This is a genomic window from Pseudomonas sp. ESBL9 (assembly GCF_036668715.1).
GTDB classification, from domain to species: Bacteria; Pseudomonadota; Gammaproteobacteria; order Pseudomonadales; family Pseudomonadaceae; genus Aquipseudomonas; species Aquipseudomonas lundensis.
In genome coordinates this window covers 375,456-398,450 of record NZ_JAZEVV010000005.1, presented here as the reverse complement: position 1 = coordinate 398,450, position 22,995 = coordinate 375,456, and the positions used below count along the sequence as shown (strand labels likewise).

The 22,995-nt window shown below is 54.0% G+C and carries 19 protein-coding genes and 1 pseudogene; 6 read left to right on the top strand and 14 right to left on the bottom strand.

The window, feature by feature from the left end; all coding sequences use genetic code 11:
- Positions 1 to 74: 74 nt before the first annotated feature.
- The 3 genes from V6F78_RS16745 (at position 75) to V6F78_RS16735 (ending at position 4,078) form a co-directional block, all read left to right on the top strand.
- Complete coding sequence (locus tag V6F78_RS16745) at positions 75 to 581, top strand: sigma-70 family RNA polymerase sigma factor (RefSeq protein WP_047273825.1); 507 nt, start codon at positions 75 to 77, stop codon at positions 579 to 581.
- Positions 578 to 1,546, top strand: a complete 969-nt coding sequence (locus V6F78_RS16740) for a FecR domain-containing protein (protein WP_332727885.1) — start codon at positions 578 to 580, stop codon at positions 1,544 to 1,546. The genes V6F78_RS16745 and V6F78_RS16740 overlap by 4 nt, the downstream gene beginning before the upstream one ends.
- A 99-nt stretch (positions 1,547 to 1,645) precedes the next feature.
- Positions 1,646 to 4,078: a TonB-dependent siderophore receptor gene (locus tag V6F78_RS16735; RefSeq protein WP_332727883.1), complete on the top strand. Its 2,433-nt coding sequence runs from the start codon at positions 1,646 to 1,648 to the stop codon at positions 4,076 to 4,078.
- Between the two features lie 41 nt (positions 4,079 to 4,119).
- Here V6F78_RS16735 and V6F78_RS16730 read toward each other — a convergent pair whose 3' ends face one another.
- Positions 4,120 to 4,734 carry a LysE family translocator gene (locus tag V6F78_RS16730; RefSeq protein ID WP_047273822.1) on the bottom strand — a complete coding sequence of 205 codons (615 nt, stop codon included), beginning with the start codon at positions 4,732 to 4,734 and terminating at the stop codon, positions 4,120 to 4,122.
- A gap of 159 nt (positions 4,735 to 4,893) precedes the next feature.
- Here V6F78_RS16730 and V6F78_RS16725 point away from each other — a divergent pair, with 159 nt between their 5' ends.
- Positions 4,894 to 5,346, top strand: a complete 453-nt coding sequence (locus tag V6F78_RS16725) for an Lrp/AsnC family transcriptional regulator (protein WP_047273821.1) — start codon at positions 4,894 to 4,896, stop codon at positions 5,344 to 5,346.
- Positions 5,347 to 5,360: 14 nt separating this feature from the next.
- On the opposite strand, the gene V6F78_RS16720 is transcribed toward V6F78_RS16725, so the two are convergent.
- From V6F78_RS16720 to V6F78_RS16675, 10 genes are all read right to left on the bottom strand, one after another.
- Positions 5,361 to 5,921 (bottom strand): DUF924 family protein, encoded by a 561-nt coding sequence (locus tag V6F78_RS16720; protein ID WP_095008844.1) that lies wholly within the window; start codon positions 5,919 to 5,921, stop codon positions 5,361 to 5,363.
- Positions 5,922 to 6,181: 260 nt separating this feature from the next.
- The gene (locus tag V6F78_RS16715) at positions 6,182 to 7,540 is read right to left on the bottom strand and encodes a formyltransferase family protein (protein ID WP_332727880.1); all 1,359 of its coding nucleotides are present in this window, start codon (positions 7,538 to 7,540) and stop codon (positions 6,182 to 6,184) included.
- A 3-nt stretch (positions 7,541 to 7,543) separates the two neighbouring features.
- Complete coding sequence (gene yidC, locus V6F78_RS16710) at positions 7,544 to 9,130, bottom strand: membrane protein insertase YidC (protein ID WP_095008846.1); 1,587 nt, start codon at positions 9,128 to 9,130, stop codon at positions 7,544 to 7,546.
- 84 nt (positions 9,131 to 9,214) lie between these two features.
- A complete protein-coding gene (locus V6F78_RS16705; RefSeq protein ID WP_095008847.1) occupies positions 9,215 to 9,442 on the bottom strand; it encodes a hypothetical protein in 228 nt (75 codons plus the stop codon).
- Entirely contained in the window at positions 9,439 to 10,605 is a 1,167-nt protein-coding gene (locus V6F78_RS16700) for a CDP-glycerol glycerophosphotransferase family protein (RefSeq protein ID WP_095008848.1), read from the bottom strand. Before V6F78_RS16700 ends, V6F78_RS16705 begins: the two co-directional genes overlap by 4 nt.
- Before the next feature lies 1 nt (position 10,606).
- Positions 10,607 to 11,386 (bottom strand): phosphocholine cytidylyltransferase family protein, encoded by a 780-nt coding sequence (locus tag V6F78_RS16695; RefSeq protein ID WP_047295463.1) that lies wholly within the window; start codon positions 11,384 to 11,386, stop codon positions 10,607 to 10,609.
- Positions 11,386 to 11,931, bottom strand: coding sequence for a gamma-glutamyl-gamma-aminobutyrate hydrolase family protein (locus V6F78_RS16690; RefSeq protein ID WP_080963828.1), 546 nt, complete (start codon positions 11,929 to 11,931; stop codon positions 11,386 to 11,388). The genes V6F78_RS16695 and V6F78_RS16690 overlap by 1 nt, the downstream gene beginning before the upstream one ends.
- Positions 11,932 to 12,032: 101 nt before the next feature.
- The gene (locus V6F78_RS16685; RefSeq protein WP_332727875.1) at positions 12,033 to 15,086 is read right to left on the bottom strand and encodes a PEP/pyruvate-binding domain-containing protein; all 3,054 of its coding nucleotides are present in this window, start codon (positions 15,084 to 15,086) and stop codon (positions 12,033 to 12,035) included.
- 66 nt (positions 15,087 to 15,152) lie between these two features.
- The gene (locus tag V6F78_RS16680) at positions 15,153 to 17,264 is read right to left on the bottom strand and encodes a sulfatase-like hydrolase/transferase (protein WP_332727873.1); all 2,112 of its coding nucleotides are present in this window, start codon (positions 17,262 to 17,264) and stop codon (positions 15,153 to 15,155) included.
- Between the two features lie 538 nt (positions 17,265 to 17,802).
- A complete protein-coding gene (locus tag V6F78_RS16675) occupies positions 17,803 to 18,903 on the bottom strand; it encodes a polyamine ABC transporter substrate-binding protein (RefSeq protein WP_169838910.1) in 1,101 nt (366 codons plus the stop codon).
- 522 nt (positions 18,904 to 19,425) lie between these two features.
- On the opposite strand from V6F78_RS16675, the pseudogene V6F78_RS22475 reads away from it, so the two are divergent.
- Positions 19,426 to 19,914: pseudogene (locus V6F78_RS22475) on the top strand (MCP four helix bundle domain-containing protein); the annotation flags it as partial.
- A 6-nt stretch (positions 19,915 to 19,920) separates the two neighbouring features.
- On the top strand, positions 19,921 to 21,051 hold the full coding sequence (locus tag V6F78_RS16670; RefSeq protein WP_371264263.1) for a methyl-accepting chemotaxis protein: 1,131 nt from the start codon (positions 19,921 to 19,923) through the stop codon (positions 21,049 to 21,051).
- A gap of 92 nt (positions 21,052 to 21,143) precedes the next feature.
- On the opposite strand, the gene cyoE is transcribed toward V6F78_RS16670, so the two are convergent.
- The 3 genes from cyoE to V6F78_RS16655 are packed head-to-tail and all read right to left on the bottom strand — an operon-like array spanning position 21,144 to position 22,995.
- Entirely contained in the window at positions 21,144 to 22,031 is an 888-nt protein-coding gene (cyoE, locus tag V6F78_RS16665; protein WP_332727871.1) for a heme o synthase, read from the bottom strand.
- 10 nt (positions 22,032 to 22,041) lie between these two features.
- A complete protein-coding gene (cyoD, locus tag V6F78_RS16660) occupies positions 22,042 to 22,368 on the bottom strand; it encodes a cytochrome o ubiquinol oxidase subunit IV (RefSeq protein ID WP_047295470.1) in 327 nt (108 codons plus the stop codon).
- Entirely contained in the window at positions 22,369 to 22,995 is a 627-nt protein-coding gene (locus V6F78_RS16655; protein ID WP_047273809.1) for a cytochrome o ubiquinol oxidase subunit III, read from the bottom strand.

The following is a 22,995-nucleotide window of genomic DNA, read 5'->3' as shown; positions in this document are numbered from 1 at the left end:
CGCAGTGATTGCAGTGGCCATCATCTCGCCGCTAATATTGAGAACTATTCGCACTCACATCTGGACGCCAACCGGTGCATTCTCCTTCGACCAGCAAGCTGGGTTTCTTTTTCAGCGATCATCATCGCTGGTTGCTGCAACACATTCAGCGCCGCTTACGTAATCACGCCGACGCACAGGACACGGCGGCGGACACGTTTTGCCAGTTGCTGGCGGCCCAAGTGGACCCGGACAGCATTGAACAACCCCGTGCTTACCTGTCGACCATTGCCCGGCGGCTGATCTTCGATCGACACCGGCGACGCCAGCTGGAACTGGCCTATCTGGAGCGATTGGCGCTGTTGCCGGAAGCCGTCGCCCCCTCGCCAGAAGAACAACTGCAACTGACCGAAGCACTGATTGCCATTGACCGCGCGCTCGACGGTTTGCCGATGGCGGTCAAAGCCACATTCCTTTACAGCCAGCTCGACGGTTTGAGCTACGTGGCCATCGCTCAAAAGCTGGGGCTTTCAGAACGCACCGTCAGCCGCTACATGAAGCAAGCCTTGCGCATGTGCTACCTGTGCGAGGCCAGCCAATGAGCAAGCCGCAACTGGACCCGATCAGCGAGCAGGCGATTGACTGGATGGTCAAGCTGCGCGCCGACACGCCCACGCCTGATCTGCTCAAGCGCTTCACTGGTTGGCTCAATCACGACCCGGCTCACCAGCAGGCGTGGAGCACGCTGCAAAACCGCATCGGCGCCTCGTTCAACCCATTGCGCGCACTGGATAACCGCGTACCCGGCCAGGCAAGTGAAGCCCGCAAGGTCCTGCTTCAACCCCACACTACGCGGCGTGACGCCTTGCGCATGATCGCAGGGCTGGGAGTGCTGGGCGGCGGTGTATGGCTCGGCGCAAAAAGCTCGTCTGGTGTTTCCTTGCTGGCCGACCTGTCAACGGGCCGCGCTCAACGTCAAGACTTCAATCTGGCAGATGGCAGCCACTTGAGCCTCAATGCCAACAGCGCCGTGGACCTGCACTTCGATGCCGCTCAACGCCTGCTCATCTTGCGCCGCGGCGAACTGGTGATTCAGGTGGCGCCCGATCCGCAACGGCCTTTGCGGGTGCGTACGGCGCAGGGTGAAGTCCGCGCCTTGGGCACGCGCTTTCTGGTGTCTCAAGAGCACGGGGTCAGCCGCGTGGTGGTGTTGCAGCATGCCGTTGAAACCCGCCTGCCCAACGGCGCTACGCTTAACCTGCAAGAAGGCCAGTCAGCGCTGCTGCATGCCGACCGCATCAGCCCGGTGCCTGGTGAACAACGCCAGCGCGCCGACTGGCAAAGCGGCAGGCTGAACGTGCTGGATGATCCGCTGGAGCAGGTCGTGGATGCATTGAGGCCTTATACCCGTGGCTTCGTACGCGTGGCGCCCGAGGTACGGCAATTACGCGTACAAGGCGTGTATCCGCTCAACGATCCCCAGCGGGCATTCGCCGCACTGGCAGAAACCCATGCCATTCGCGTGGATCACTACAGCCCATGGCTGACCGTGATCAGCGCCCGATGAACAAGGGTTTTTCTTTTTGAACATTAATCGTATTTGTGTCCGGTTTTCATTTCTCATCCCACCTATCTCCTGACACCTTCACACGATCAGGAGAATGCTGTGATCAACCCGTGGCCCAACGCCCTCTGCGTTGCCGTTGCTCTGGCAACGGTGGCGAGCCCTGCACTGGTTCAGGCGCAAGACGTGAATTTCAACCTTCCGGCTGGCCCCTTGGCCACTACCCTCAATGCGATTGCCAGCCAGAGCGGGAACATCATCTCCCTTGAACCCGCCCTCGTGCAGGGCAAGCAGGCACCGGCTGTGGTCGGGCGCATGTCACCCGAGCAGGCGATCGACGCGGCACTGGCAGGCAGCCGTCTGCAATTGCGCATCACGGGCCAGGGCAACTTCAGCGTCGAACCGGCTCCGCAAGACGGCGATGCACTGCAATTGGGGGTCACCCGCGTCGTCGAGCAAAGCCGCGACGCCACCACTGAAGGTTCCGGGTCTTACACGGCCCAGGCGGTCACCATCGGCAAGGGTTCACACAGCCTCAAAGAAACACCACAGTCCGTCACCGTGATCACCCGCAAAATGCTCGATGACCAAAACCTCAACACCATCGATCAAGTCATGGAGAAAGTCCCCGGGATCACCGTGTACGACTCTCCCATGGGCGGTAAGTACTTTTACTCGCGCGGATTTCGCATGAGCGGCCAGTATCAGTACGACGGCGTGCCGCTGGACATCGGCAGCAGCTACGTACAGGCCGACAGCTTCAACAGCGACATGGCAATTTATGACCGGGTTGAGGTGTTGCGCGGTGCCGCTGGCATGATGAAGGGCGCGGGCGGCACGGCGGGCGGGGTCAATTTTGTGCGCAAACGCGGCGGGTACACGCCGCACACGCAACTCTCGCTCTCGGCGGGCACATGGGACAACTATCGCGGCCTGGTGGACACCGGCGGGCCCTTGAATGAGTCCGGCACGTTGCGAGGCCGCGCCGTAATGGCCCAACAAACCCGCCAGTATTTTTATGACGTCGCTGAACGCCGCGACCAGATTTACTACGGTGCCCTTGATCTGGACCTCACCCCGGACACCACGCTCGGCCTGGGCCTGGCGTATGAAGACGTAGATGCCACCCCGTGCTGGGGTGGGTTGCCGCGCTATGCCGACGGCAGCGACTTGAAGCTCAAACGCTCCACCTGCCTGAATACCGCGTGGAATAACCAGCGCAGCAAACGCACGACCGTCTTCGGTGACCTGACCCACACCCTCAGTGACGACTGGGCACTCAAGGTGGCCGGGGTGTATTCCAAAAATACCCAGGACATGGAATACGCCTTCCCCAGCGGGCCTGTTCCCGTAGGTGCTACCCACACCAACACGCTCATGCTGGGGAGCATTTACGACTACGACCAGGTCGACTACGGCTTCGATGCCTATGTCGATGGCACGTTTGATGCCTTCGGCCAAGCGCACGAACTGATCGTGGGCGCCAACGCCAGTCGCTCGCATAAAGATGACTTCTACGCCGTGGCGGCCCTGCCCCAGCGCCAGGACATCTTCAATCCGGATCACCATCTGCCACGGCCGGACGAGGGCTACTACCTTGCCAATGCCTCGCGGGGCGGCCCGGTGGACATGCGCATCCAGCAATATGGCGCCTACAGCCTCGCCCGACTGAAACTGGCCGACCCTCTGACCGTTGTGGTTGGCAGCCGGGTCAGCTGGTACTCATCGAACAGCGACTCCACCACCTACTGGCGCGGTGAAGGCACCCCGGTCAGCTCAAAAGCCAGGGAAAGCGGGCAAGTCACCCCCTTTGCCGCCGTGTTGTTCGACATCAACGATCACCTCACCACTTACGCCAGCTACACCGACATTTTCACCCCACAAGGCGGCTACAAAACCATCGACGGCAGCAGCCTCAAACCGTTAATCGGCAAAAGTTACGAGCTGGGGATCAAGGGCGAATGGTTCGAAGGACGCCTCAACAGCGCTTTTAACCTGTTCCGCACCGTGCAAAACGATGCCGCGCAAGATGATCCGTTGTGCCCGGACAGCAGTTGCTCACTGAACTCCGGCAAAGTCCGCGCCCAGGGCTTCGAGGCAGAAATCAGCGGCGAAGTTATCGAGCGCCTGCAACTGCTGGCGGGCTACACCTACACCCAGAGCAAAGTACTGGAAGACGCACAGCCCGATCAGAAAGGCCTGGCCTACACCTCTTACGTGCCGCGTCACCTGTTGCGGGTGTGGGCCGATTACGCACTGACGGGCGCCCTGGAGCGCGTCACGTTAGGGGCGGGCGTCAACGCGCAGAGCAGCAACTACCGCGTGTCGCCCATCAGCGGCAACGATGTCAGCCAGGCGGGTTACGCGGTATGGAACGGGCGCATTGGCTATCGCATTGATGACACCTGGTCGGTCGCGCTCAATGGCAACAACCTGTTCGACAAACGCTACTACGCCAGTATCGGCACTGAAGGGTTCGGCAACTTCTATGGCGAACCGCGTAACGTCGTCATGTCGCTCAAGGCAGACTTCTAAGCCCTGCACCCTCGCTGCCCTGACACACGGGCAGCGACGGGTTACAGCATCTGCTCGGCCAGCAATATCAGGGCAATCAGGATCATGATGGCGCCCGAGGTCTGACTGACCCGTTGCGCCGCGCCGGGCCGGGTTTGCAGCACCGCTCGGGCGCCGAATCCAACCAATAAATACACAACGCCGCAACTGACCGCATGCAGCCCGCCCAGGGCCACGATCTGCGCAGGCACTGGCCATGTCGACAGGGGGTCGGTGAACTGCGGCAACAGCGCCAGAAACAACAAAAAGACCTTCGGATTCAAACCGCTGACGCACAACCCCTTCCACGCCCAACGTGACCAGGAGTCCGCCACCTGGACGCTTCCGGACACCGGGGTGGCGGGGTTTCTGAGCATCCCCACACCAAGCCAGAACAAATACAGCGACCCAGCCACGGTCAGCACCTTGAGAATCATCGGATTGCTGGCCATCAACCCGCCGACGCCCGCCGCGACAATGATCGTCGCCAGTAAATGCCCCGACAACAAACCTGCCACCGCAGGCGTTACCCAACGGCCGCGCATGCCCGCCGAGATGGCATACGCCCAATCGGCGCCAGGGGTGATGATGAACAGGAACGACACCGCCCAGAACGCGGCCAGAACACTGAGAGTCACGAGATAAGCACCTTCTAGGGGCCAAACAGGGTTAAAGGGCAAGCCAGACGACAGAGGCCGCTCGTGGCAAAACCGACCGATAGAAGATTAAGTAAATGCTGCTAGGATTACTTTGCGTTTATCCCCGACCAGCGCCACACAATTAGAAGGTTCTTCTCAGTGGATCGAATTGACCGAAAGATTCTTGCTGAACTGCACACCGATGGCCGGCTTTCTCTCACTGAATTGGCTGATCGCGTGGGCCTGAGCCTGTCGCCGTGCCATCGTCGGGTGCGGGCACTGGAAGAAGCCGGGGTGATATTGGGGTATCGGGCTGTGCTCGCGCCCAGCGAGCTGGGGCTGAACTTTTCGGCCATGGTGTTCGTGACCTTGCGCGAAGTCACGCGTCAGGCCGTAGCCGATTTCGAGGCTGCACTGCCAGACATCCCGCAAATCGTCGAAGCCCAACGGCTGTTTGGCGACCCGGACTACCTGCTGCACGTCATCGCCAAAGACTTGCCGGCCTACCAGCAGCTCTACGACGAACACCTCAGCGCATTGCCCAACGTACAGCGCCTGGTGTCGACACTGGTGATGAAACGGGTCATCCATGACCGTGTGTTGCCGCTGTAACACAACAGGACGCCCTACCCCGCAAAGCCTCCACTCTCCAGATAAGCGCGCTCAGCCTGCGTCGTCACCCGCCCCAACACCTCATTGCGATGAGGAAAACGGCCGAATGTTTCGATGATGTCTGCGTGCTCTTTGGCCCATTTGAAATCCTGGGGCTCCAGGCCTTGATGCAGTTGCAACGACAGCTGCTGATCGACAGGGTCTTCAGAGTGCTCGAACGGCAAGTAACAGAAAATACGCAGATCAGCGGCCACCTGCCTGTCCATCCCGCCATCGATCATCTGCCGCGCGTAAAACCGCGCCAACGGGTCAGTGGCAAACATATGCGCCGTCCCTCTGAACGCGTTGCGCGGGTATTGATCGAGCAAAATCAACAACGCCAGCGCGCTGTCAGGCGCCGCTGACCAATGCTCCAACTCCCGCCGCGCGGCGTGAAAGTGCGCAGTGTAAAACGCATCACGAAACCGCTTATCAAACCCTGCATCCTTGGCAAACCACTGTTTTGGGCCTGCGTTTTTCCAAAATTCAAGGACTGTGCCTGCAGAAGGCTGAGCATCACGCTTCACCCTGTTCATCACTTTCCCCGCCGGTCATTAAATAAACAGGTTTTACTTTGCCGCTACAGCATAGAACCAGAACCTCGAACAAGGTGCATGATCCGGCTGTCGCAAAAGGAAAAGCGCGATAACCATTCAGCTTTATGAATTGCGAAATGGATCGCACAGGCGCGGAGTAGTACAACCCGCTGGATTAAACAGACACTCTTTTGAAAGACCGCCTTGCCGGACGGTGGCAAAGCGGCTAAACAGCACAATACGACTACTGCATGACAACGTTAAGCTTTGAACATCCGATCAAATACTGCGTCCTGTATCCGCTCATGCATAAAATGATAGGTCATGCTTGAACTTTCGTTTTGCGAAACAGCCTTCACATCCGTAAAACCCACTGTTTTGATGATGGCTTCGCGCAATACACGGGCGCGCAACCACGGATCTACAAACGCATACGTTGCTCGATACAACGTCTTCAAATCTTTACCAGAACGACTGACGTCGATATTAATCACGGGCAAGTATGAAGCCTGAATAATATCGCCATCATCTATACCGGGTGCCATATAAAAACACGTCGCGGAGGTTCGTCCTTTAACCAATTCTGACCACAATGCACAATCAGCTCCCCGCACATCAGGCAAATAGCCGGGATGAACATGCACAAACTTCAGATGTGGCATGTCCAACAGTGCTTTGGGCACGATGCCGCCCCCCGTAAACAACAAGGTGGTCTCAGGCAGTGCGGCCAAATAACTGTGCAGGGCATTGTCCTTCAAGCCATTTATCATGAGTTTTTCAATCGAGGACGAATACGTCCTCAAATCCTTCACTGCCAAGGCTTCATCAACAATTGCATCGGAAAACCCCAGTGAAGATTCGATACTCCGTTTTAGGCTGTTGAAAAGCTCAGACTCCTTTATTTGCAAGGCTCGCGACCAGTAATGGATGCTGCTTTTCTGGCGATAGTGAGCGTACGCAAGTCTCGCTGTACCCGGTAAGAAACGGCCGATGGGCTTTGCGCTGGCGAGATCATTTGCGGAGATAAGGTGAATGATTTTTTTGGGCTTTAAACCCATCCCTTTAAGCGTTGCCAAATAAGCTCGGGCTATCGGACCTTCCCAAAACAAAACCGTCACATCCAGCTCTTTTAACAGTGGTTTAACAGGCGACAACGGGGAAGGTGTTTCTGACGTGCTAGACGCTGAAAACCCATTTAGAAATTGATCCGCCCGAGCATTAATAAACGAAACTAAATTTTCACTTACTTTACTTGATTGCGCATTGATGAACGCCAACAACTTAAGAACTGCATTTAAACGTTTAAGCGCTACAACAGATTGCCCCGCCTGCTCCAGACGTAAGAAGTCCCTGACGAGAAGAAGAAGCGCCAACTCTAGATACGGAACATCTAACCAGCGGTGCGTCGCCCTCCCCCCCGTTGACAAGTAACTCTCGTAAAGTCCGCGCGAAATCTCAACACGCTTGGATAGAAACTCTAGTGTGTCCAGCGCGTGCTCAGCACATACTGATGCTTCTGCAACCGCTTTTAACGCGCAGGCCGTGTCAAAGTACGCCTCTGCAATCGGCTCTGGCTTAAGCGTCTCTAGACGGCTACTAATAGCCTGTTCAATTAACATAATTTATTCAGCCTTTATTATTTTTTGATGCAGCACTTGCAAAATATTGGCCGATGTCCAATACAGCACCATGCCTGCTGGAAAGGAATAAAACAGAACGAAAAAGCCCAACCCCATCAACAATGACATCATCGTTTGCTTGAAGGAGGTCTTTGCGCCGGAGGCTGAAGCCACTTTGATACTCAGCAGCGTGGTGAGGGCCATCAGCACGGGCAGCAAATTAAAGTAGGCGCCCAACACAGGCAAATCGATACCCCACGAGAACAACTGATCCGGCTCTGCCAGTGTTTTAATCCACAAGAAAGAAGCATCGCGCAGTTCAAATGTTTGCCCTAACAAGTGATACAAAGAAACAAACACAGGCACTTGAATCAAAATGATCAGCAGCGGCTTCATTCCGGCTAGCGGGCTTACATTGTTGCTTTCGTACAGTTCTAAAATACGCTCACTTTGTTCACCGCCTTTATAGCGACGACGAATATCTTCGAGCTGCGGTTGAAGACGTGCTTGAACCATTGCGAATTTTTTTTGTGCCGTCATGGCGTTTTTAGCGATCGGGTACATTGCCAGCCGCACTAAAACCGCAAGCAGTATTATTGACAAACCCCAACTGCCTATCACTGCATGAATGAACTGCAGGACTTTCATAATGAACAGACTCAGCCCGCGTAACCAGTCCCACAAGCCAGAAAACAACACGCCACCCAGATCCGGATTCGCCTCCGTTAAAGCACCGTAGGCTTTACCCCCACCGAATACACTCCAACTGTAGGTTTGCGTGGAAAGTTCTTGCGATTTCTCGATGGGTAATTCAATAAAAATTGACGTTAAAAAACTGGCTGGCATCTGTTTCGATTCAGACTGCTCAGGCGCTTTGGCTGTCCACTGCAATGGCTTCTGCGATGCCTTCGTCGGGACTAAAATCATAGCCAGGTAGCGACTCTCCACCCCTACCCAGTCCCAGTCGGTAAGCGAACTGGATGAGAACTGGCTGGGTTCGTCTTCACCTCCTAGCCGGACTGTCGACACACCTTGCGCGGTGTTGTAGACCAGCTGGGTGAAGGAATAAATGCTTTGCCCCATTCCCAGTCCGGAGACGGGTTTTTCTCCAACACCCGGCCCAACTTGTAATTCCAAGTGATCTCCGTCTGCACGGTGGGCCGCAGGCAACTCCAGACTTACATCAAAATCTGCCCGCCAGGCGTGCTCGCTCAACCGCCAGGTCTTCTTCAGAATAAAAGGCAACTCGGGGCTTTTAAGGCTGAGTACAACCTCTTGCGAAGTCTGCTGTTCTAAAGTCCATCCTTGCGCAAGTTGCTCCCACTCCTGCAATGGCTTGCCAGCCAATTGGCCTTGTAACGCAAAAAGTTGCCCCGTGGGCGCTGCCATATCCTGTAATTGGTCGTCAGCATTCTTAACGCCGGGAAGACGCCAGTGATCGACGTTTCCTGTAGACAGATCGAACGTTATATCAAGACTGTTGTTTTTTAACGAAATACCTTGCGATTCATTGGCTGTCACACTGAAAGCACACAGCAAAAGCAACCATGCACTCAAGAGGCTAAGGTATTTATTTTGATAATTTGGCATGAGAGAAGGTGTTCTTAAATACTTAAAAAGACATTAACCCGCTATTGCTGATTTACAGCATTAGCGGGCTAAGCATAAATGACGTTAAACTTCTTCTTCAGACTTGTTTTTTTTGAGCGTGTCTTTACGCAGCCCCAACACACGCAACACACGGTGCCAGTACAACTTCAACACCATCGCAATGGCGGCAACGGCTCCCAAAATCCCTTGCAACAACGCACTGCCAGTACCCGGATCCAGGTAGGCAAATGCATTGATTGGCAATAATGCCAGACACACTAACGCAACCAAGGAAGCATCTATTTTTTTCACAACCCTTCACCCCTGCCATTCACCAAAGAAATCAGATAGTTTGCAGCAACCTCACCGCTTGTACCTGAATTAAAAATCCAACGTTCACGCGCAACGCAAATTGAGGCCCGTAATTTCTTCGAATTTTGGACCATCTCATGGGCCAACTGACCGGCTTGCTCCAAGCGGTCAGTCGACAACACAACACCCAACTGCTCTCTTACCTGCACTTCAAGCGGCTCAAGACCAAGCGCAGGATAGTCGTTATTTAATACCTTGCGCGGTACATCAACAAAGATAACCGGCCGTTCAAGCCCAAAGGCAAATTCCAAAGCAGCACCTGACCAGTCACTGAGCATGAGATCAGAGCTCAACAACGACGCCCGTCCATCACCATCTTCATCCAGACTAAACAAAGGCTCGTCACGGTAGTGCTCAGCAATCTGTTCCAGCTTTTGCGCAGCCAGCTTACGAGTCCGTGGATGAGGCCGCAGTATAACTCTGCAACCGGCCTCAATCAGCGGACGTATGACATCAATGCCATGACGTTCGAGGACACCGTTTTCACCCCACGTCGGTGCAACCAGTACTTGCACAGGATGCCCAGGGTCTTTGCCTTCCAGTGCATGGCTGCGTTCTTTCAAGAGCGTATCAAGTCGTCCGTACCCATGCTCGATCAACGCCTTGGGTTTCAGCCCATAGGCCGCTTCACGTGCCCTGGTCTCGTCGATGTGATGCGGTCCCACACACAAGATTGAATCAAAGTGGTCGAAAGCCGCCGCTCTGTAAATCATGTGTGTGCTCACAATTGAATGATGCACATACACGTAATGCACAGAAAACGGGGACCGCTTTATATGGAAGCTCTGAAGATCCGGCATAGTCATCAACAACACGTCGGCTTCGAGGGTCGCAAAAAAAAGTGTCCGCACACTGCCTTCGCCAATATAAAAAGCGCGCATGCCGGGTAAAGGATTGAGCAACAGCGGATCATTCTCAGCAGAAGTGACATACACCACATCCTGTGAATGCCGAGCCTGCAGACTGACGTAGATCGGCTCAAAATAAGACCAATAACCGCGCCCTTCCGAATAAATGACAATGCTCCGGTCTTTAGCAGATAACCGCTTGAAAGCCTTGAGGCTTTTCCATTCCCGGAACAGCTTTTTTAAAGCGGCAAGCATTTCAGTGCTTCAGCTGGATAAATGAATCCAGCTCACCCGTGCTAATCATGTGGTGATACTGATCAAGGTCTTCGACTGTGTCGACTTCCAACCAGCCGTTCTCAGTGTAAGCCGCCTTGGCCAGCCATCCAGCGTTGATGAGCTCTTGCAGAAAAGTCGTCATGTACATGTTGTCGAAATTTTTTCCATCACGAAGAACGTCACGATCCAGCGCGTTCCAGAACTCACGAAACGCACGAACACAATCCCCTCGGACCTTGATCAACCCCATGTATTGACCTTGAATTTCATCGTAACTTTTGGGTTTTTTACCTAGCTCAACAATATGATCTTCAGGGTCAAGTTTCAGCGTTTCAGCATCGGACAGTGGATCGTCCATACGGATGGACCAAAAACGACGCCACTCCGTGTCAATCGACACCGCGAGCGGAGCCTCAACCGCCAACAACGCTTGCAATACGCGCTCTTCGTAAATGATATCGCCATAAGCGATCAATAAATCCTGACCGTCCTGCATCCACTCTTCTGCACAGAACAGAGTCGATACCATGTTGGTCTCTGCAAATCTGGGGTTGCGGTACAGATGAACCCCCTCTGCTTTTAATCCTTCGGCGCAGTAACCACCGACAAGCGCAATGTCGTTAAGACCACAGGCACGTAATACATCAAGTTGACGGTGCAGCATCGGGCGTCCATGCAATTCAACCATGCATTTTGGACGATCATCCGTATAGGGCCGCAAACGAGTCCCCTGACCGGCGGCTAAAATGATCACACGCATCAAATCTGTCCTTGGTTTAAGTAAAGCTGACGAATAAGTTGTGCATCCAGGCGTGCATTTTCAGACGCCCTCTCGGGGTGCCACATGATACCAATCCACGGCAAAACCTTATGGGAAAAAGCTTCTACCGTTCCATCGTGAGCAACGACTTCTGCCGTGCAATCTGCGGCAAGTGATTGCGGTTCAATCCCCCAGTTATGAAAACTATTGACGCTTTGGTACTCGTCAAAAACAGAACACCTTGCGGAGTCAAATTTTCGTACCGAGTGCGTACAGCCTGCATGACCAGAAATAGGTAGCAAATCGCCGCCCAAGTAATGATTGAGCATTTGCATGCCTCGGCACACACCCAGCACAGGCAGAGTGTTGATCCGCGCCCAGTTGAGCACTTCACATTCAGTTTTGTCTCGTTCAGGTGCCGAGCGCTGTGCGCCTGCTAAATGCGCAAGATCATTGCCTCCGCTCAACAAAACACCCTCAATACCCTGTCGCGACAACCAATCAGCCGGGCGTTGCAATGTATTGGGCACAGGAATCAGATCCATCCCCAAGCATTCAAATAACGTCGTCCAGGCTTGGTCCAAACAGTCGCGGCGTTCGCAATAACCTGCGACCTGCTCAACGCGCTGAGTAATGGCTATGCGTATCAATGGATAACCCTGATAGTGCGATTACCCGCGTTGAGGTCGAGTTCTTTCGCGGACGCCAGTTTACGAAACAAGGCCTCCCCAACCCCCAGTGCAGCCGGCAAACCAAATTCCGCGGCACGAATCGCCATATGAGAGTTAGCCCCTCCATACATAGTGATCAAACCTGCGATTTTCCGGCTAAATAGCCAGTCGTATCCCGGATCTGCCTGAGGAATCAGCGCAATTTTTCCTTCCAGATTTAACTCATCGCGCTCGAGGCTCAAATCAACACAGCTGCCTTGCACCCGACCGCTGCCCACAAAGTTTGGCTGTGTCGAAGGGTACAAGAACACCTTAAAATCCTCGACTTTGCACAACAAAGGCGGCAGTTCGATCGACTTGATCTGCAGGTAGCGGCTCAATCCCTCCCGAGCAAGTTGCGATAACCACTTCTCCGTTTCCACCTCATCGAGAACACCACTGCGCAATGACAAAATCGCATCCAGCTCGACGTGAGCCAATGCTTCACGTGGCACACCTAACGTATTTCCCCACTCTGCAAGCTCATCGAGCGCCAACGACAAATTCCGACTAAAGGCGAACTTCGCTGACTCTCGCCCTTCAATGGCTTGCCTTAAAAAGCGCTCTAATTCATCGACCGTACAGTTGAGTCCCTCGCTGACCAAAGCATCACAGAATCGTTGCCGGGCACCATTCCATAGTTGACCTGATGCGTGATCCAAACTGGTATGAGGCGTGCTGTTATTCACAATCGGGCGCAGATAACGCTCTGCGTCAGCACGATAACTCAATGAATTTATATCGTAAGTACCGGGTCGCAAATGACCGTATTGCTGAACAAACATGTCCCACGACAGCGTGCCGGACGCGCAGGCTTGTGCATCATCAGACAGCTGATGACTAACCGTGCGGATCGAATTCAGGAAATCGTTAAGCTCGGCTTCGCTCAAAATCCTGGCATTCACGGCGGAGCGCAAAAGCGTAATCGCTACAAACGCACTGCGCGCCAAATGTGCAAAAGGCAGGGTTCCATGCAACCGGCAGTCGTGCAGTAACATCCAGACTTTATCCAGAGGCGGCAAGGCCTGCTGCCTGATCTGCTCAAAACGCAGTTCAAGCTTGGCGATATGTGCATAGTCCTGATCGTTACGTTTCAACGCCTGGGCGCTGATTTCTCGCAGCGAGTCACGCAACTGGTCAACTTCGCTCTCAGAAAATCCACCCTGTTCAATCAATCGAATGCGCCAATGATCGAAGTCGAGTGCAAAGCAAGTCGGGACAACATCGAACTCAACCTTGTCATGCAGGTGGGGGTTGGACTCTAACCAGCTCAGATAAAAATCAACGAGACGCTCGGCGAGAGATTCATTCAGCGCTGCGGGCACGAATGAGTTAAAACTGGCGCGGATATCCACATAAGGATGGCCCGCAAAACTCACCAACAAAGGTTGAGGACGCACATCCCGGTAACCATATTCAGCACGTTGAGCCGCCCATGTATCGTCCATGATCAAATGTTTATAAAGACTTGTCGCCAAAGCGCCGGGCTTGGTCCCAATAATTTCAGCGGGGTTCCAATCGGGCATCACCCCAAACAGAGCCTTGCGGCCCACTACAAAGGGCGAAGGCTGCTGCAGTTTGATGAAACGCTCCTCAGCGTCATTGAGCAGGGCGAAGATTTGTTCGTCGCCACCATCATGAACCGAGTGCTCAACCGCGATGGGCCTGACTTGCAGAATATGCAGTCCACCCTGGGGTGTAATTGCAAACTCAACATCCAGTGAGTCGTAATTAAGCAACGACTCTATCTCGCGCAAGGCGGGCAGCAAGTCGCGTACCCGCACCGGGATGTTGGCACTTGATGAACAAGCATCGCGCCGAACCACGAGAGTTTTATGCTCTTGGCTGCTACCGCTGGTTATCGATTCTGTGCTGCCGCTAACATCGTCGTAATTGATAACGTAATACGGCGCCCCGTCGCTCAGGCTTCGAGTAAAAACCACACCGCTCGCGGTGACATTTTCAAGCATGGGTTGAACCAACACCTGATTTTCAGGATTGGTATCGGTGTAGGACGCAATGACATGTTCAATGGCATTAGACAGCGCTTGCAGATTTGCCCCTTCAATATTCAGCAGGCTTGAGTAAGCGCCTGCGTTCGAATTGGCAAAACCATCTTCAGACAACGCACTGCTTCGGATGACCAAACGTTGCGAGGTGAATTGCGACTCTATAGCCGATAACACGACAGACTTGTTTTGAAGCCACTGATCGACCGTAAAACTGACTTGATCTTCAATGCGACTGCATTTGACCATCCGTCGCAATCTTCTCAACGTTTGCGCTTTAGTCCCCAGTACAAAGTGCGCAAGATCCTGTGGCTCGTTCAGCTCTGCCCACTGTCCGTGAACGTCAACCGATTGAACAGAAAAACCTGAAAGACGCATGGCTTCTATGAGGTCGGAGAGGTTGCCGGATCGCAGATGTTGGCGCAGATCCACCTTAGACTCGTGCAGATACTGAAGCGCCTGCCGGCCAAACTGAACACATCCCACAAACTCTGCTGACGCCAGGTCCGGAGGGATATCTGTGCCCAGACGCATCACCCTCTGCCCATGAAGACATGTTTTTTCACAGCGTTCTATGTCCATCCGAGTACGCCCGGCATATCGCGTGCGCCAATGACTATCGACCGCAACGGTGATATCTGCCTCACACCGACGTAGCTCTTGAACCAGGCTTTTTCGGATCAAAATATCGGAATAAAAGACGAGGCATTTTTCCTCGGCCTCAACATCAACTTCCAGCAAAGAGTACGCAGCGCCGGACGTCTCCCAATCAGCATTGATCCAGTATTTCAAGCCCGGGTAGCCTTGCTGGATCGATTCGACTTTGTATCCGCCCACAAAATGGACAGCTGCCTTTAAAGGCTCAACCGCCCGCAACAGCCAGTCGAGCACACGCGCATGCCCTGATGCATTGCGTAGCGCTGCGTGTTCGTCACCCTGATAAGGCTTTCCTGCGCCGAGGATAATTACTGCTGACTGCATGGGACCGACCTGACCTTTTTCAATAAACGTATTTAATGGGCAAAACTGAATCACGGATTCAGCGGCTTACCAGTTCACAGCACCTGCGCTCCAGTAACCGAATGCCCAGCAATTTCTGGCCGGATCCACTCTTTGCGGAGCGCTCGCGGCGGCTAACTGACAGGATTTGATATCACCGTGGGCAATCAGCTTGTAGTCGACCCCATTTGAGCTATAGAGATATTGCAAAGTCGGTGAGTCCGTATTCGTAGGATCCTGAATCAACTTCGGGATGTACGTAGGGGCAAGTCCACGGATCCAGTCCGGCGCAGAGCGTCCCCAACTGGAATAGATACCGTCCCACTGTTCACTCTTCGGATACGCGCCATTTACCTCATAATAACGGGCGAGCGCGGCATTAAGCTGCCCCAAATCATTCAAACGTTGTTCATACAGTGCACCTGGCCCACCGAATACCACTTCACCACTCTTTTTGAATGCACTCACAATATCGGCCTCGCGCAAGAGCTTCGCCGTTTTTTGCTCATCGAAGGTGTAGGAGGATTTAGCGTCTTTAACCACATCAATATAAAGATATGGGTCTGTTTTCACCTCTCGGTCACCCAACAGATCAAGGCCAGGATAACGGTCACATTCAGCGGAAGGTGTCTGCGACTTCAAGCACAGCGTCTTGGCCAAGTCACTTAAGCTGACAGGGTCATTATTAACACTCATGCCTTCATTATTGACTGACTCAGCCTTCACCATCAGCAATGGGCGGTAGCGATTATAACCCCACAGAGAATGACCATTGATCGTATAACTATCGGGTTCCTCTTCAAAGTAGTGTGCGACCGCCCCATGATCACTTTTCAGGACCAGCAACGTTTTATCGTATACACCTAACGCTTTTAATTTTTCAATTACCCCTGCGGCTTGCTGAAGTGAGCAGCGGGTTTCGTTCAACAGGCCCTGCAAGTTTTGATTCGCAGCAAACCACTGCGCATCATCGCTTCTGTATTGACAGTTCTCGTCAAAATCGACGGGAAAATGAGTGTGTAAAAAATGCATATAACGCACAACTCGCGGTGCTTCTCCCGCTTGGAGTTTGCGCGTCCATTCAATTAAGTCATCCACTTGCAACGTACTCTCAGCATCCCAGGACGCCCCCTTGTGCTCCGTCATTCGCTCAAGGTTGTATTTGCCAAGTAACGTTTTTTTCAGGTTTGCCACACCTTCCCCAACGATACCTGAAAGGTATCCCGTGCCTACACGCGCCGCAGCATAGGTGTAGATATCAAAGGCATTGGACAGCTGCTGTCCTTGCAAACGTTTAGCCAGAGCACCGGGGGCGACTCTCGCATTGCCGTCAGGATTAAAAACCCCATAGACGCCGTAGGTCATCACGTCTGACTGTGCGTTAATTTCGCGCTGAATCGAATTAACACTGTCCTTTAATTTTTTATCGACCTCTTTCGAATTTTCCGACAAGGCTCGAAAATCTATATTCCCCAATACTTCTGACCGAAGGGAAGCCACTGTTGCAGGCGCAGTGGAAACAGCATTATTGAAGAAAACAAAATCACCAAACACTTTTTTCAGTTCGGGATCAGCCTCCAGTACGCGCGCAGCTACATTGCCTGCAAGCCCATCAAAGCTTAAGACCACCACGTTACTTTTATTTGAAAGCGTCAAGAAACGTTCAACGGACTGATCAGCATCCGGTCGCGTCAACATGTCGTAAAACGTTGGCATGGCAGCGCCTACAGACCCGACAGTCAGAACGACTGCAAACAACTGCACGGCCGACTTCAGACGTGTAAACGTCAATACCGTCATCACCAGCGCACTTAGGCTAACAATGACAAGATTCAAGGTATGGGTAGGTAATTTATCCAGCTCAACCATTCCCGCACGTTCAACAAGCGGAAAGATAAAACCGGCAATAATCACCCAGAACAAAACGTAGTACATCACTAAATCAGACAACCACCTTAACTTCAAAGCGCCAAGTACGACTGCCATCAACACTAAAAATAAAGCCCCAACCCCCCACACAATTAGAATAACTTCTATGAAACTAAACGCATTTAAGTTGACGTCACTTCCGGCCAAATAAACTGCATAAAGCGGTATGCAAACACCAATAACTAACGCTAGCAAAACCGGCAGCGCATAGTGCTTTACATAATTACTCATCATACTTTCAACATCCCTAATTCAGTATTCTTCGCAGCTACAATGCCGGAAATATTAATTTTTAGTGACAAAATAATATCACTAAGCTACTACCTGCGCACGAACAAAATAGACACATCCCCCCTCACTCAAAGTATTTCCCCTACTGTACAAAGCGAAGATCCGACTGTCTCAATCTCTCCCCAAGGAAATCCGTCGAAGGCTGAATCGTTTACCTCAGTCGACTAGTATCGAATAGCGATACGCCGAATAATTCAAAAAGATGCCACCCCGATTTCCTTACTATTCGTTTGGCAAATATAAATTTTGTAACAATTTATATTTATTACGGCTGGGTAGATCTTTGAAGAGCGGGGGGGGGGTATCAAACTCACAGCGTGGTGAAGAGACTTAAATCCACAGTGGCATCTACACCTTGAACTCCCTTTGAAAGTGAGCACCCCAGTCGAGCTCTCACCTGACTGGTTCGTGCAATCAACCGACCCCAGCCCAGCACTTTTTTGCCAGTTCTAATAGATGACTTGAAACATGCCCCTCGTCACTTGTCCGACTTAATACTGGTCCAGACGCGTGTGCGTACCCGCTCCAGCTTTTGCGGCAACGGTTGCACCACGTAGAGGGTTTTCAGGGCTTGCGGGGTGGGCGTGAGGTTGGGGTTGCCGGTGATGTCTTGGTTGATCAGCGCGAGGGCGTCTTTGTTGGCATTGGGATAACCGAGGAAATCACTGATCGGGGCGATGACGTTAGGGTCCAGCAAGGTATTCAGAAACGCGTGGGCTTCGTCGACATTCTTGGCACTTTTGGGGATGGCGAAGGTGTCAAACCAGATCGGCGCGCCCTCTTTCGGCAAGCGCCAATCGACCACCACTCCATTGCCCGCCTCCTTGGCCCGGTTACCAAACTGATAGAAGCTGCCGGAGTAGCCAATCGCCACGCAAATATCGCCGTTCGCGATGTCTGTCATGTATTTGGCGGAGTTGAAGTAAGTCACGTAAGGACGGATTTTCATCATCAGCGCTTTGGCCTTTTCATAGTCCGCCGGATTCTGACTGTTGGGGTCCAGCCCGAGATAATGCAGGGCCAATGGCAGGATTTCCGATGCGGAGTCGAGCATGGCGACGCCACAGGATTTGAGCTTTTCCATGTTCTCGGGCTTGAACACTAAATCCCAGCTGTCTAGAGGTGCATCGTCACCCAGCGCCGCCTTGACCTTGGACGGGTTGAAACCAATCAGCACCGTCCCGTACATGTACGGAATCGCGTACTGATTACCGGGGTCGTTTTGATCCAGCAACTTGAGTAATTCTGGGTCTTGATGCTGCCAGTTCGGCAATTTGCTGCGGTCCAGTTTTTGAAACACGCCGGCCTTGATCTGGGTGTCGAGGAACTGGTTCGACGGCACCACAAGGTCGTAACCCGAATGACCTGTCAGCAATTTGGCTTCCAGCGATTCGTTGGTGTCGAAGGTGTCCCACGTCACCTTGATGCCTGTTTGTTTGGCAAAGTCCTTGGGCACGGAAGGCAGGATGTAGTCCGCCCAGTTGTACACCCGCAGCTCTCGCTCATCTGCCTGTGCCGAGCCAGCCATTATCGCCAGCCCGCAGACGGTAGCATTCAGTACGCATTTCAGTGCATTCATGACGTGTTTCCCCAAATGGCGTGAGAGCGATCATTGTTATGTGCTGTGCACGGCAGTCACTCGCGAAAGCTGTTGAGACCGTACGCTTGGTGGCGATGCTGTTTTGATTCTTGCCGCGGACCTTGCAGGTTCACAGGGGCAGGCAGGCCAAAAGGGGATGATTGTGGCCACGGGGTCGCATCACGCCGTTAAAAACGGCCGTCACTCCAAGGTCAGCGATTGTCATGTTCAGGCACCCGCGACCGCGTCCGGGGGTGTGAAGACGGTCTTGAGCGCCAAGCAGCGTTTTGCCCACCCTTCCCATGGCTTATCTAGCCAAACCCAGCAAGCAGCGAGCGCCGCGCTGGCGATAACTACTACGGGCTGGTGCACACTTTTTCACAAATTACTTTGACCCTGAGATCAAGTTACCGGACAGGCGAGCGATAGCATTCCGCTATCACTCTTTGGTGCGAGTATTTTCGCGCCGCTGTCTTACCTGCAAGCCCGCTTGCAGGCTGCCTTTGATGTTTAGGATCACTGATGAATTTACGTAACATGAATATCGCCCCACGCGCATTGCTGGGGTTTTCCCTGATTGGCACCCTGATGCTGATTTTGGGGATTTACGCCCTCACGCAAATGAACAAAATCCATCAAGTGGGTCAGAACATTGCCACCAGCGATATGCCCAGCCTGGTTGGTCTTAGCGACTTCAGTTATTTCAACCAGCGCCAGCGCGTACTGAGCTATCAGCTGCGCGACGAGCCCGATCCCGACGCAAAAAACCGCGTATTCAGTGAACTGCAATCGCTGGAAGACCGCACCCGCAAAGCAATGGCTGACTATCTGCCGCTGATCAGCAGCCCGCAAGAGCGCGCCAGTTATGAACAACTGAGCCGCGAGCAAGCGCAGTACCGAACCCTTGAAGCACAGCTGATCCAGTTGGCGCGCAACGATCAACAGGACGAATTGAAGCGCCTGCAGGCCGGCCCCTTGAGTGTGGTGTCGCGCAATATCAGCGCCGCGATCGAGTCGATGCTGGACATCAACTCCGCGCAAAGTGCCCGTGCTTATCGCCAAAGCACTGACGACTACGACACCACGTTCAACTTCACCATCGCGCTGTTGTTGCTCGCCACCGGGCTGACCGTCCTCTGCGCCTGGCGGTTGACTCACAGCATCACCCACCCGATCGGGCAGGCGTTGGAAGCGGCGCAAGAGATTGCCAAAGGTGACCTGACACGCCCGATCACCGTGGAAGGCCGCGATGAAGCGGCTCGCCTGTTGCTCGCCATGCAGAGCATGCAAAGCACCCTGCGTGACACGCTGCTGCACATTTCCGGGTCTGCCACGCAACTGGCCTGTGCTGCCGAAGAGCTCAACAGCGTGACCGACGAAAGCGCCCGCGGTCTCACGCAACAAAACAATGAGATTCAGCAGGCCGCCACCGCCGTGACCGAAATGACCAGCGCAGTGGAGGAAGTGGCACGCAATGCGGTCAGTACTTCTGAAGCGTCTAAAAGTGCAGCCGACTCGGCGGGCGATGGCCGTGATCTGGTGCAAGAAACGGTTACCGCCATTGAAAGCATGGGCAATGACGTGCAAAGCACAGCCAATCTGATCGGGGAGCTGGCCAAGGAGTCGCAAGACATCGGCAAGGTGCTGGACGTGATTCGCGGCCTGGCCGACCAAACCAACCTGCTGGCCCTCAACGCCGCCATTGAAGCGGCGCGCGCGGGCGAAGCGGGTCGCGGTTTTGCCGTGGTGGCGGATGAAGTTCGGGCGCTGGCTCATCGCACGCAGCAATCGACCAGCGAAATCGAGCACATGATTAACAGCATTCAGGGGGGCACTGAGCACGCGGTCAACTCGATGCGTCAATGCACCGAGCGCGCCGAGTCTACGCTCAACATCGCCCGGGGTGCGGGACTGTCCCTGGAAACCATCAACGGGGCCGTCATTGAAATCAACGAGCGCAACCTGGTGATAGCCAGCGCCGCCGAAGAGCAGGCTCAAGTCGCGCGGGAAGTGGATCGCAACCTGATCAACATCAACGACCTGTCTGTACAGTCCGCCAGCGGCGCCACTCAGACCAACCTGGCCAGTAACGACCTGTCACGCCTGGCCATTGACCTCAATACCATGGTGGCTCGATTTAGCCTCTGAGGCGGATTGAGCAACCCGGACTGTGAAGACAGGCTGCAAAAAAAAATCCCCGCGCTTCTTTCGAAGGGCGGGGATTTTTTTATCCGGGATGCTTAGTGCGCGTAAGTCAGTAACAACTCCGTCGGCACTTTGAAATCCAGGGACATCATGACGCTCAGCGCGGTGATGGTGAAGATCGAGAACACGAACAGCTTGCGTGCCCAGACCTTGTCGTCGACGGCTTTGTAGCCCGTCCACGCCATGTACAGCCAGTACATGCCCATCGCGGCTGCCACGGCCAGGTAGCTCATGCCGGCGTAACCGCCGAGGGTGAGCATCAGGGTCGCGATCAGGAACGCGAGGATGTAGAGCAGGATGTGCTTCTTGGCGACCTTGATCCCGCGCTTCACAGGCAACACCGGAATCGATGCAGCCAGGTAGTCATTGAAGCGGAAGATCGCGATGGCGTAGGAATGCGGCATCTGCCACAGGCTGAACATCACCAGCAATGTCAGCGCAGCCAGGTCGAAGCTGTTGCTCACAGCCACGTAGCCGATAACAGGCGGCATCGCACCCGACAGACTGCCAATCAAGGTGCCGTGAACCGACTTGCGCTTGAAGTACAGGCTGTACAAACCGACGTAAATCACGAAGCCAATCGCGGCAAACAACGCTGCCAGCGGGTTGGCCACGCAGTACAGCAGTACAAGACCGGCGACCCCGAGCAAGGTGGCGTATAGCAACGCCACCTTGAGGGAGATCAGGCCTTGCACCAGTACGCGGTTCTTGGTGCGGTCCATCTTGATGTCGATGTCACGGTCGATGCAGTTGTTAAACACGCAACCGGACGCAACCACCAAGGAGGTGCCGATCACCGCGGCCAGGAACAGGGCAAGATCGAAATGCCCCTTCGAGGCCAGGAAGAACCCGCCTGCCACAGAAAGCACGTTACCGAAAATGATCCCCGGTTTGGTGATTTGGATAAAGTGCTTAAAGGACATCGGGCTTACCTCACTTCGCCATCATTACAGTGTGGATGCTGAACATGATCCACAGGGACAGGCCGACCAACAGCACAATAACCAGCGCCGAGAACACCAGCGCGGCGACGTTATTGCGTTGTGCAGGCGAACGGTCCAGGTGCAGGAAATACACCAGGTGAACGATCACTTGAATCACGGCGAACAACAGCACGATCGCCAGCGTGGTCATTTTCGGCAGGGTTGGGTACATCACCAGCCCGAACGGAATGACGGTCAGGATCACCGACAAGATGAAGCCGATTACGTAGGACTTCACGCTGCCGTGGTTCGCGCCTTCAGAATGTGCGTTAGCCATTTACAGAGTCCCCATCAGGTAAACAACGGTGAATACGCAGATCCACACCACGTCCAGGAAGTGCCAGAACAGGCTCAGGCAGCTCAGACGCGTCTTGTTGGTCGCCGTCAGGCCCTTTTTCTGGACCTGATACATCATGATCGCCATCCAGATCAGACCGCTGGTCACGTGCAGACCGTGGGTACCGACCAGGGTGAAGAACCCGGACAGGAAGCCGGAACGGCTAGGACCAAAGCCTTCGGAGATCAACAGGTGGAACTCGTTGATTTCCATGGCGATGAAGCCTGCACCGCACAGGAAGGTCAGGGCCAACCAGAACAGCACCTGACTTTTCTTGCCCTTGAACAGCGCCAGCATGGCGAAGCCATAGGTGATCGAGCTGACCAGCAGCAGTGCGGTTTCACCCAGCACGTACGGCAGTTCGAAGATGTCGTGGCCCGATGGGCCACCCGCTACGTTGTTAACCAATACCGCGTATACCGCGAAGATCGACGCAAACAAGATGCAGTCGGTCATCAGGTAGAGCCAGAAACCAAATACGGTTGTCTCGCCCGAGTCGTGGTGGTGGTCATCGTGCCCATGGTCGTGACCATGGGCCTGTCCAGCATGAGTCGCTAAGTTCGACAT